The sequence below is a fragment of the Denitratisoma oestradiolicum genome (genome assembly GCF_902813185.1).
Lineage (GTDB): Bacteria > Pseudomonadota > Gammaproteobacteria > Burkholderiales > Rhodocyclaceae > Denitratisoma > Denitratisoma oestradiolicum.
Map to the genome: position 1 here is coordinate 848,582 of NZ_LR778301.1, position 12,245 is coordinate 860,826.

Genomic DNA, 12,245 nt, shown 5'->3' on the forward strand with positions numbered 1-12,245 from the left:
TTTATGCTGCATTTCTCGAACGATCTGGCCCTTGTGGTGGTGGCGATTGTCTTGGCTACCCTGGGTGGGGAATTCTTCCTGAAGGGCGTGCTACGTGCAGCGGATGGATTGCGGGTGCCCAAGCTCCTTGTGGCCACCACCCTGGCGGCCTGCGCCACGTCTGCACCAGAATTGACGGTGTCCACGGTGGCGGCCCTGGCGGGACAGCCAGAGATCGGCCTGGGGGATGCCTTGGGCAGTAATGTGGTCAACATTGGGCTGATCTTCGGGCTGGCCTTGCTGTTCGGGCCCATCAAGGTGGCTCGGGGGGAACTCGGGCGAGATTTTCCCCTGGCGCTGTTCGCCCCCCTACTGACCCTTGGGCTGGCGGCCGATGGCGTTCTGTCCCGCGGCGAGGGTGGTCTCCTGCTCGTAATTTTCGCGGCATGGGTGACAGCTTCGATTCGCGCTGGACTGCATCATCGTGAGGTAATTGGCAACAGCACGGCACCGAGCCGCCTCGGCTGGACCTTGGTTCTGACCATGGGCGGCCTGATCGCCCTGGTGACCGCCGGCAGGCTCTTTGTGATGGGCGCGACCGGCATTGCGATGAATCTGGGCGTTGATACTTATGTGATCGGCGCGACCATTGTTGCGGTAGGTACCTCCCTGCCTGAACTGGTGACTGTTGTGCTGGCCCGTCGGCGCGGCCACGACGAGGTGGGTGTCGGAACCCTGATCGGTAGCAACCTGTTCAATGGACTGGCCATAGTCGGTACAGCGGCAAGCATCCATCCGGTCCATGTCTCCCTCGCGGAAATTTCCGTGGCGCTGGTCATGGGCATGACCGCACTGTCGTTATTGATGCCAAACCATGCCGGAACGATTGGCCGCCTTCGCGGTCTCGTGTTACTTGTGGCCTATTCTGTTTTTGTAATGGTGACATTGGCGGTAGGTGGCTATACCGGCCCATAAACCGTGTGGTCATGAGAAATTCAACCCGAAGGTACCGTTATGAGACTTTCCTTGCGCTTCGTCCTGCCCTTGATCCTGATCCTGGCGGCCTTTGCTTATGGGATTGTGCCCCTGGTCGATCAACTGACCTTTCGCTGGTTCGTGCGCGACCTCGACATGCGCTCGGCCCTGATCGTGAACACCATCCAGGAGCCCTTGCAGGAGCAACTGGCGGCCGGATCGAAGGCGAAGACCGCAGCGCTTTTTACCAAGATCACCCAGGACGAGCGTATTTTTGCGATCGGCTATTGCGCCACGCCCCAGAGCATGCCGCTGGCAACCCGTACATTGCCTGCTGAGATCCGCTGTGTTGACCTGACGCGCTGGAGTGTTGGTGTGGATCATGTCCTGGAGAGTGCCCAGGGACCGCTGCATGTGGCGGTGAGCCCGCTGGTGACCGAAGCAGCGCCCGAAGGAAAACTCGTGCTGGTGCATGACATGAGCTTCATCGTCCGGCGCAGCGACGAGACCAAGCGTTATGTCATCTACTTTTTCATGGGACTGGCAGCGGTGATATCGCTGATCACTGTGGTGATCGCCCAGTTGTCCTGGCGCGGTTGGGTGGCGGGTATGCGGGCGCTGCTGCGCGGCGAGGGCCTGCTGCGCCAGCCGGTGGCGATGCCACCAGCGGCGGAGTTCCGTCCCATCGCCCGCGACCTGCAACGCCTGATCCGGGAGATGGAGTCTGATGTTCGCTCTCGCGACGAGAGCCAGCTCAACTGGTCGCCGGACACGCTGCGCACCATTCTTCACGCAGAACTTTCCGGCGAGGACGTGATCGTCGTATCGAACCGGGAACCCTACATTCATCAGCGCCGTGGCGAGCGCATTGAAGTGCAACGGCCGGCTTCCGGCTTGGTGACTGCGCTGGAACCGATTATGCGGGCCTGCTCGGGGGTCTGGATCGCCCACGGCAGTGGCAGCGCCGACCGCGAGGTGGTGGACAAGCACGACCGTATCGCGGTGCCGCCGGAGAAGACCGCCTACCAGTTGCGCCGCGTCTGGCTCAGCGCCGAGGAGGAGGCCGGCTACTATTACGGCCTTGCCAATGAGGGCCTCTGGCCTCTGTGTCATATCGCCCACGTGCGGCCTACCTTCCGTTCCGGGGACTGGGCCCATTACGTGGCGGTTAACCGCAAGTTCGCCGGAGCTGTGATTGCCGAAGCCAAGACCAAAAATCCTATCGTCCTGGTCCAGGACTACCATTTCGCGCTGCTGCCGCGCATGATCCGCGACGAACTTCCCGACGCGACAGTAATTACCTTCTGGCACATCCCATGGCCGAATCCGGAGTCCTTCGCCATCTGTCCCTGGGCCGAGGAGATCGTTGCCGGGCTGCTCGGCAGTAGCATCCTGGGCTTCCATACCCAGTTCCACTGCAACAACTTTGTCGATACGGTGGACCGCTTGCTGGAGGCTCGGGTGGACCGGGAGGCTTTCACGGTATCACTGGCGGGCAAGCTCACCGCCGTGCGCCGTTACCCAATCTCCATCGACTGGCCGCCCGCTGCGGAGATGGTCGGCAAGCCGATCGAGCAATGCCGGGCGGAAATACGGCAGCTCAACAGTTTGCCTGCTGCCCATGCCATCGGTGTCGGGGTGGACCGCCTCGACTACACCAAGGGCATCATGGAACGCTTCCGCGCCGTGGAGCGATTGCTGGAGATGAAGCCGGAGTGGATCGGTCGCTTCAGCTTTGTCCAGATCGCGGCACCCACCCGGGCCGGCATTGACGAGTACCAGAACCACGAGGCCCAAGTGCGTGCTCTGGCCACCCGCATCAACCAACGCTTCAGTCGAACCGGGCCTCCTCCCATTGTGCTCAAGGTCGAGCATCACGAGCCGCAGCAGGTCTATGAGTATTACCGGGCCGCCGAATTCTGCTTCGTCAGCAGCCTCCACGATGGCATGAATCTGGTGGCCAAGGAGTTTGTCGCCGCTCGCGACGACGAGCGCGGCGTATTGATCCTGTCGCAATTCACCGGCGCGGCCCGGGAACTGCCCGAGGCGCTGATAGTCAATCCTTACGATGCCGACCAGTGCGCCGCAGCGCTGCATCTGGCACTGACGATGGAGCCGTCCGAGCAGCGCGACCGCATGCGCCTGATGCGAGGGCTGGTGGCTGAATTCAATGTCTATCGCTGGGCCGGGCGAATGCTGCTGGACGCTGCGGTGATGCGCCGCCGTGGCCGGCTGCTCGGAAAATCGGCTGCGACCGGCCTGGATGGATGATTCAAGGATCATGTACCGGAAGATTCATATTCCCCCGCCTCCCCGAATGGACTGGGCCTATTTTCTGGACGTCGATGGCACGCTGATCGAATTGGCGATGACACCGGATGCCATTGAGGTCGACCATGCCTTGCCTGTGTTGCTGGAAACCTTGCATCGTCAAACCGGCGGCGCTTTGGCTCTGATCAGTGGCCGCGCCGTGGCCGATCTGGATCGTCACATCGGTATCTTGCAGGTGCCACGGGCCGGACAGCACGGTCTGGAACGGCGCGATGCCGCCGGCCGTCTCTGGCGGCATGAGACGCCGGAGCCGGTAAAACGGGCACTGCTCGAAGCTCTGGCACCTCTATTGGCGAGACATGGCGGCTTGCTCCTGGAGGACAAGGGATCGACCCTGGCGATTCACTACCGCCGCGCCCCCATGCTGGGGGCTTATGTTCATCGCTTCCTGGGCCGGCTGGTGTCCGATATTGGTCAGGGCCTTCAACTCCAGGCCGGTAAACGGGTGGTCGAAGTCAAGCCGGCCGGCGTCGACAAGGGCATGGCCGTGGCCGAGTATCTGACCGAGGCGCCCTTCCTCGGCCGCCTTCCGGTGTTCATTGGCGACGACATTACCGATGAAACAGCTTTCGCCCTCGTCAATGAGCGCGGCGGGATTTCCGTCAAGGTCGGGCCTGGCCGCTCCTGTGCCCGTTACCGCTTGCCCGGGGTAGCCGCAGTGCGCGCCTGGCTGGCTTACCAACCCATGAGCCCCCACCATGAACACCCTTGATCTCGCACTGATCGGCAATTGCAGCATTGGCGCGCTGGTGGACGCCCAGGCGCGCATCGTCTGGGGCTGTTTCCCGCGCTTTGATGGTGACCCAATATTCTGTTCTTTGCTCAAACCGAACGAGGAGGCCGGTTTTTTCTCCATCGAATTGGTCGACCACGAGCGTGTGGAGCAGCACTACCTGGAGAACACCGCCATCCTTGTCACGCGACTCCACGACCACCATGGCGGCGTGGTGGAGATCAACGACTTTGCACCACGCTTCGGTCAGTATGGCCGCATGTTCCGGCCGACCATGCTGGTACGTCGCATCCAGCGCATCACCGGAAATCCACGGATTATCGTGCGTCTGCGCCCGGCCTGCGACGACGGCAATGGCCGGCCGACGATCACTTGGGGCAGTCATCATGTCCGCTACGCGACCCCATCCCAGGCCTTGCGGCTCACCACCGATGTTTCGATAACGGCCATCCTCCAGGAAACGCCATTCTTCCTTGAAGACACGGCAACCTTGCTGCTTGGGCCCGATGAAACCGTGCACGAGTCCACGGCCGAAGTGGGTCGCCGCTTTTTCGAAGAGACGGCCCTGTACTGGCGCGAGTGGGTGCGTTTCCTCGGCATCCCCTTCGAATGGCAGGAGGCGGTGATCCGCGCCGCCATTACCATCAAACTCAATGCCTTCGACGATACCGGCGCCGTCATTGCGGCCATGACCACATCGATTCCGGAGGCAGCCGGTAGTGCGCGCAACTGGGATTACCGCTACTGCTGGCTGCGGGACGGCTACTTTGTCGTCAATGCCCTGAACCGCCTGAGTGCAACCCGTACCATGGAGCGCTATCTTTCCTACATCGTCAATATCGCCGCCGATGCTGCCGGCGGGCCGCTCCAGCCGGTGTATGGCATCGATGGCCGGGCGAAGCTGGAGGAACGAATTGTGCCGGGGCTGGCCGGGTACCGGGGCATGGGGCCGGTGCGCGTCGGCAATGAGGCCTATCGCCAAGTGCAGCATGATGTTTATGGATCGACGATCCTGGCGGCTACCCACATTTTTTTCGATAATCGGCTTACCCGGCACGGCGACAAGACCCTGTTCCAGCGCCTGGAAGCCCTGGGGGAGCAGGCCGTCCGCTGTTATGACCAGCCGGATGCCGGCCTCTGGGAACTGCGTGGCAGCGCCCGAGTGCACACCTTTTCTGCCGTCATGTGCTGGGTTGCCTGCGACCGACTGGCACGCATCGCGGAACGGCTCGGCCTGGCCGGGCGTATGGTCTATTGGCGCAGCCATGCGGAACATATCCACAAGACTGTCATCGAGCGCGCCTGGAGCGAGTCACGGGGTGCCTTCGTCTCTACCTTCGATGGCGATGCAATGGACGCCAGTCTGCTGTTGCTCACCGATGTCGGCTTTCTTGATGCTGCCGATCCTCGCTTCGCCGCTACTGTCACCGCAGTCGAAAGGGACCTGAAGCGAGGCGATTTCATTTTCCGCTACGTCGAGAAGGACGACTTCGGCACCCCCGAGAACGCCTTCATCATCTGCACCTTCTGGTACATCAATGCCCTGTCGACCCTCGGCCGCCGCGACGAGGCGCGGGCACTTTTCGAAAAGTTGCTGGCGTGCCGCAATCGCCATGGCCTTCTGGCCGAACACATCGACACGAACAGCGGCGAGCAGTGGGGCAACTTCGTCCAGACCTACAGCATGGTGGGCCTCATCAACTCGGCCATCCGCCTGTCGATTCGCTGGGATCAGGCGTTTTGAGTGGTAACCGAGTAGCAGGATTGTGCATGGCCTGACTGGAGAGTCCCAATGATCTAGGGCATGCCGTGTTCGATGTGGCTGGTTGACTCCGATCGACCAGGCCAATGTCTTGTACAAGCCAGTTGCCCGATCAATAAGTTCAGTTGCTAGCTGCTGCGCAGCAGGGACAGTAGGTCTTTTGGGCAGGCCGTGAAATACAGCGAGCTCTGGGTTTTAGCGACTCAAGCTGTCCATTTCAGAAGAACAAGGCGGCTTCTGATGGGGAACTGTGAAAAACAGGTTCTTAGTGCATTTGCATCATGCCACCCTGTACCAATCCCGACATACTTTTCCGAGAAATAAGAAATCCCGACTGTGGTGGATGATTTTCGTCAGTCAAAAGGTATCGCTTCCCTATGGGTATCCCACCTATAGGGAAATTCTCGGAGGAGGAAATCGATGTTCAAGAAAAAAATGATACACACGATGATTTGCGCTTCGTTCATGACCTGTGCGCCTGCCTGGGCAAGCGGTGGGGCAGCGCTTGAAGAGGTCATCGTGACCGCCCAGAAAAGGGCGGAGAACGTACAGGATGTGCCGATTTCCATCCATACCCTGGATGCGGCTGCCTTGGAAAAAAATGTCATCGTGAGCCTGACGGACATGCGGGCCCAGGCCCCTGGCGTCACCATCAACAACTTTCCCCTTGCCCAGGAGTCAACGCTGCTTGTGAACATCCGGGGTAGTCAGCCATTTAGCGCAGCTGTCACATTGGATCAACCCGTGGCCATACATCTGAATGGCGTTTACTTGGCTCGATCCGATGGCCTCAACTCCGTGACTGCTGCTGACCTGGACCGGGTGGAAATTCTCAAAGGTCCTCAAGGCACCCTGGTCGGCAGAAATGCTGCCTCCGGCGCCCTCAATATTGTCACTACCAAGCCTAGCTTTGATGGATTTCACTTCAAGCAACAAGTGACTGTCGCCACTCGCGATCAGTTGACGACCAAGACAGCCGTCAATCTCCCGATTACCGATGCCCTGGCTGCGCGGATCTCGTACCTGCACAAGTCCATTGATGAGCCCGCCAATGGCATCAAGAATTCCGGCCCCGGGCCGGAATTGGGAACCTCACAAACTGATGCCTGGCGCCTGGATTTCCGCTGGAAGCCCGTAGATACGGTGACTGTCGACTATGGTTACGATCACACCAAGATGAAGCTGCAGGACCAGCCCTTCGTCTGCCTGGGTGCTACCTCGATCCTGGCCAACAAGGCGGATTGTTCTGCCGATTACCGGTCCTCCCTGACGGGGGCATCAGGACAGCCGGACAGCGAAGTCGAGGTGGAAGGGCATACCCTCAATGTGGACTGGGTGGCCAGCGATACCCTGACGGTGCGCTCCATTACGGGCTATCGGAAACTGACCGAGACCTATTACAAGAACATGATTTACTCGCCAGGGAATTACGGGTATATCGCCGGGCCGGTTACCAGCCTGCCTCCGGCCAGTTCCGTCACGATGCCAATGCCCGGCTCAAGTGTGCCGAGTATCGTGAATCAGGATCAGATCTCCCAGGAATTCCAGTTGGTGGGGCAGCCGTCCCAATTCTTCAACTACACCACCGGCATTTATTATTTCGAAGAGAAAGGCTACGAAGCCCCAACGCAATATTCATATCGACCTTCAGCAAATTCGGCGACCCTTATCCGGCAAAAGCAGGCATGGGCTCGTAACGAGTCATGGGCGGTCTTTGGGCAGTTCAGCTGGCGGCCGGATGTGCTGTCGAGAAAGTTGGAGATCGTTCCCGGCATCCGCTATACCCGAGATACTCGCGATGTGCGCGTGATTGATAACGGGCTTGTTTCCTACGCCATTGGCGCCAGTAGCTATACCCAAACCTTCGCTACGGCTGTGCAAAGCGGCAATGGCCATCTGGAGGGAAGCAAGGTCACTCCAGGGCTTTCGGTGCTGTATCACTTCGACGATCAGATGATGGGCTATGGAAAGATCGTCAGGGGGTACCGCACGGGAGGATTCAACATGTCCGATGGGAACCTGACCCGTGCGCTTTCAGGGTTTTCGCCTGAAACACTGACGTCCCAGGAACTCGGTTTCAAGGGACAGTTCTTTGAGAGTCGCTTGCGGACCAATCTTGCTTACTTTGTGATGGACTACAAGGATCAGCAGATGCAGATCGCAGATCCATCAATCGTCGGCCGCTATTCCGCGATTATCGCCAACGCCGGAAAGTCCCAGATCAAAGGCTTTGAATTGGATGTGGCCTATGCGTTAACCAAGAATCTGCGCCTGGGACTCAATTGGACACGCCTGGACCTGGAATACAAGAAAGTCGTCGCTCCCGGGACCTCCACCAACGTGGCTTCCCGCTTCTACCGGAAACTGCCCAAGAACAACTACACGGTCAATGTCGATTACCGGTTTCCGGACCTGGGGCTCCCCGGGAAGCTTGAAGCCCACTTGGACTATACCCACATGGATGCCCAGTCGGGATCGACGACCGATGGCATCACCCAGGGGGGCGTCTTCGCCGGCTATACGCCGACCCAGTTTGCCGAACTGGACATGACGCCGGCCTACAGCGTTTGGAACGGTCGTCTGGCTCTGAATGGGATAAGCACTGCCCCCAACAGGCAGGGCGATGTTTCTGTGGGGCTCTGGACCAAGAACCTAACCGACAAGAAGTATCTCTCCTATGTCATGGCAGGCGCTCCGTTTGGAGGCATCACGGGAACAAGTCTGGGCCTTTGGGCGCCTCGCCGTACCGTTGGTCTTGATGTGATTTATCGCTTTTGAACCGCATTCCGGTCCGCAACGGATAGGGTTTATGAAATAGGCCCCTGTTATGCGGTATCGATCTCCTCTCGGCTAAATTTCTGCTGTCCCGCTGAGTTGGCCCGCCCGAGAGGGCGGGATTTTTTTGATGTGCCCGGCAGGGAGCACTTACTTGTGGCTCGATCGGCACCAAGAACTTCGATCGCGACGGAGCCATAGTCCAAGGCTTCCAGTGTGTAGATCGAATTCATCACCATTGCTGGACTTAGTGCGTTTGCATCATGTGTCGCCATGCCGATATCCGCATACTTCATCCATGGTCAATACATGACGTTTGGCGACTTGTTGATTGTTGGTGATGATTTCGAGCGACTGTAATGAAACCCAGCGTAATGGTTAAAGCGTCTATCAAGTCTTATAGCTGCTACTTTCCCGGCGGAAAGCTAACCAACGAGCAGCTTGAGCAGGAGTTGGGGGTATGGAGTGCGGCGAAGATTTTTGATCGTACCGGAATCGCGGTACGACCGATTGCGGCACCCGATGAATGCGCTTCGGACTTGGGGTTTGCGGCGGCACAGCAGTTATTTGCAGGCGGAGCATGTGTGTCGTCAGATATCGACTTTCTGCTTTTCTGCTCCCAGAGCCCCGATTACTTTCTGCCCGCGACCGCCTGCCTCCTGCAACATCGCCTCGGATTGCGGACGGACTGCGGTGCCTTTGATCTCAATCAGGGATGTTCCGGCTTTGTGTACGGTCTGGCAGTGGCCAAGGGCCTGATAGAGGCTGGTGCGGCGAAAAACGTACTGCTGATTACTGCGGATACGTACACAAAATACATAAACGCCAAGGATAGTGGCGTGCGTACCCTGTTTGGCGACGCGGCTGCGGCCACCCTTATAAGCGCGGAGGATGCTGATGAGGGTCTTATCGGGCCCTTCGTCTTCGGCACTGACGGTAGTGGTGCTCCCAATCTGATCGTTCCCGCGGGCGGAGCCAGACATCTAATATCACCCGAGACAGTGGTGGAACGCAAAGACCCGGATGGAAGTTGTCGCTCACTCCAGAATCTTTACATGAATGGGCGGGAGGTTCTGGACTTCGTTCTGAGGGAGGTTCCTAAAGCCGTGGACCAGCTCCTCCTTAGATGGGGGCATTCGATCGAGAACGTGGATCACTTCATCTTCCATCAGGCCAACAAGTTCCTGCTGGAGCAACTGCGCGAAAAACTCAATATCCCCGCAAGCAAGTTCTGGATGCAGTTGGAGACATGCGGCAATACCGTCTCCGCAACCATTCCGATCGCGTTACAGAATGCATCGAAGCAAGGCGTTATCCGCAGCGGGGACAACGTCATGGTCATCGGGTTCGGCGTTGGCTATTCGTGGGCCGGCGCCATGATCAGGATTCAATGATGAATGGGCACATACACATAGAAAAATGAGTCATTTGCGATCCGCAACATTGCGGTGAGCTGCCACTGCTTGTACCTCAAAGGAGCAATGCCAATGTCTGAAAACATGAAAACACCCCGCATTCCGCTGCTTTCCGCAGAAGAGATTGCAAAAATCGGTGTCGAAGCCGGTATTCCGCCAGAGCTGCACGATCGCAATATTTTTCGCATCCTCTTTCAGAGCCCCCGTGTAGCCAAGGCACTTCAGGGGCTGCTCTACGCACAGCTTTTTGATTCCGCCTTCGATGGCAGGCTACGCGAGCTGGTCATCATGCGTATCGGTTGGAAAACCAACTGTGAATACGAGTGGGTTCAGCACTGGTACACCGCATTGAAAGCCTTCGGCTGTACGGAGCAGGATCTGCTGGAGGTTCGGGATTGGCAAGCCTCGACGCATCTCGGCGCTGCCGAAAAAGCCGTCCTTGCGGCAACGGACGAGGTCATATCCACCGGGACAATTTCCGACGAAACGTGGGCACGTTGTGAGCAGAATCTCGAGGGAACAGAGGCGCGCCTGGAGCTTGTATTTGCAATCGCCACCTGGCACGCTGTTTCTTTGATGCTGCGCTGCATTAAGGTTCCCGTCGAAGCGGATACGGTTTCCTGGCCACCTGATGGATGCTCTCCGGAAGACTTTGCGCGCGGAGTATCGCGATGATAAACAAAGTTGTCGCTAGCGCTGCTGAGGCCGTAGCTGACATCGAGGATGGTGCGACGCTTGTCGCCGGCGGCTTCGGTTTGTGCGGGATTCCTGAAAATCTGATCCGCGCTTTGGTGGACAAAGGTCCAAAGAACCTCACGGTGGTCTCCAACAACTGTGGGGTGGATGACTTCGGCTTGGGGCTCATGCTCGCGGCTCGACAGATCAAAAAGATGGTCGCGTCCTACGTTGGAGAGAACAAGAACTTCGAAAAACAGTTCATGAGTGGCGAGCTCGAGGTCGAGCTCAATCCCCAAGGGACATTGGCGGAGAGGCTTCGAGCCGGAGGGGTCGGTGTCCCGGCCTTCTACACGCCGACAGCCTACGGCACGCAGCTTGCGGAAGGTAAGGAGACTCGAGAATTCAACGGGCGTCCTATGGTGATGGAACACGCCATCGTTGGCGACTTCGCGCTGGTGAAAGCCTACAAGGCCGATCGCCATGGCAACCTCATCTATCGCAAGGCGGCTCGCAACTTCAATCCGCTCTGTGCGATGGCGGGCAGGATTTGCATTGCCGAGGTGGAGGAACTGGTCGATTTTGGCGAGCTTGATCCCGATCTCGTGCATACACCTGGGATCTTCGTTGATCGTGTCGTCGTCGGAGACCGATTCGAGAAACGTATCGAACAGCGTACGACACGTCCGCGCCCTTAAAAACCAATACGGAGATTCTCAATGCCCCTGAATCGTCAAGAAATTGCCATGCGCGCGGCCCAAGAGTTGCGCGACGGCTACTACGCAAACCTTGGGATCGGCATTCCAACGCTGGTAGCCAACTACATCCCGAAGGAGATGGAGGTCGTCTTTCACTCGGAGAACGGCATTCTTGCCTACGGGGCATTTCCCTTCGAAGGTGAGGAAGATGCCGATCTCATCAACGCCGGCAAACAAACGGTGACCGAGTTGCCGGGAACGGCCTACTTCGACTCGTCGCTGTCATTCGGCATGATTCGCGGAGGACACATCGATCTGACCATACTCGGGGCCATGCAGGTGGACGCCCGAGGCAGCATCGCCAATTACATGATCCCAGGCAAGATGGTCAAAGGGCCGGGCGGAGGGATGGATCTGGTGGCCGGTGTCAAGCGGGTCATCGTCACCATGGAGCACGTCGCCAAGAACGGAGAGAAAAAAATTCTCAAGAAATGCAACCTGCCGCTCACAGGGGTTGGCGTGGTCACCCGCATCATCACGGACTATGGGGTGATCGATGTTGCCCGTGATGGTCTGGTTCTGGTAGAGAAGGCGGCAGACCTCACCGTCGAAGAAATTCAGCGCGCCACCGAGGCACCGCTCATCATATCTCCCTGCCTGCGCGACATCACAGTATGAGGGTGGCCAGCGAGTAAAGGTGGGGAAGCCGGGCCGGGTCGCGAAGGAGTGGGATAGCTGGGAGAAATGCGGGGTCTGCTGTCCTCACCATGCAGTCGCCAATGAGTTCGCCGCACGGCAAGGAATCAATGTGTCCGGATTACAGTTTTTCTTCAATCCTTTCGATAAATCAAAGACGTTGATCCTTGCTCATCGGATGTACTAGGATTTCTCGTCAACCGTCA

General features: G+C 58.4%; 9 protein-coding genes. All 9 read left to right on the plus strand.

Annotation, left to right across the window (positions count from 1 at the left end):
• The first annotated feature begins 3 nt into the window (after positions 1–3).
• The 9 genes from DENOEST_RS03990 (at position 4) to DENOEST_RS04030 (ending at position 12,021) form a co-directional block, all read left to right on the plus strand.
• Positions 4–954 carry a sodium:calcium antiporter gene (locus DENOEST_RS03990; protein WP_145771805.1) on the plus strand — a complete coding sequence of 317 codons (951 nt, stop codon included), beginning with the start codon at positions 4–6 and terminating at the stop codon, positions 952–954.
• A 39-nt stretch (positions 955–993) separates the two neighbouring features.
• Entirely contained in the window at positions 994–3,225 is a 2,232-nt protein-coding gene (locus DENOEST_RS03995; RefSeq protein WP_145771806.1) for an alpha,alpha-trehalose-phosphate synthase (UDP-forming), read from the plus strand.
• A 10-nt stretch (positions 3,226–3,235) separates the two neighbouring features.
• The gene (gene otsB / locus DENOEST_RS04000) at positions 3,236–3,997 is read left to right on the plus strand and encodes a trehalose-phosphatase (protein WP_170228276.1); all 762 of its coding nucleotides are present in this window, start codon (positions 3,236–3,238) and stop codon (positions 3,995–3,997) included.
• A complete protein-coding gene (locus tag DENOEST_RS04005; protein WP_145771808.1) occupies positions 3,984–5,762 on the plus strand; it encodes a glycoside hydrolase family 15 protein in 1,779 nt (592 codons plus the stop codon). The genes otsB and DENOEST_RS04005 overlap by 14 nt, the downstream gene beginning before the upstream one ends.
• Before the next feature lie 438 nt (positions 5,763–6,200).
• On the plus strand, positions 6,201–8,558 hold the full coding sequence (locus DENOEST_RS04010) for a TonB-dependent receptor (protein WP_145771809.1): 2,358 nt from the start codon (positions 6,201–6,203) through the stop codon (positions 8,556–8,558).
• 356 nt (positions 8,559–8,914) lie between these two features.
• Positions 8,915–9,949, plus strand: coding sequence for a 3-oxoacyl-ACP synthase III family protein (locus tag DENOEST_RS04015; protein WP_145771811.1), 1,035 nt, complete (start codon positions 8,915–8,917; stop codon positions 9,947–9,949).
• Positions 9,950–10,042: 93 nt separating this feature from the next.
• A complete protein-coding gene (locus tag DENOEST_RS04020) occupies positions 10,043–10,645 on the plus strand; it encodes a carboxymuconolactone decarboxylase family protein (protein WP_197970516.1) in 603 nt (200 codons plus the stop codon).
• On the plus strand, positions 10,642–11,343 hold the full coding sequence (locus DENOEST_RS04025; RefSeq protein ID WP_183148199.1) for a CoA transferase subunit A: 702 nt from the start codon (positions 10,642–10,644) through the stop codon (positions 11,341–11,343). Before DENOEST_RS04020 ends, DENOEST_RS04025 begins: the two co-directional genes overlap by 4 nt.
• A 21-nt stretch (positions 11,344–11,364) precedes the next feature.
• Positions 11,365–12,021: a 3-oxoacid CoA-transferase subunit B gene (locus DENOEST_RS04030; protein WP_145771620.1), complete on the plus strand. Its 657-nt coding sequence runs from the start codon at positions 11,365–11,367 to the stop codon at positions 12,019–12,021.
• Positions 12,022–12,245 lie beyond the last annotated feature (224 nt).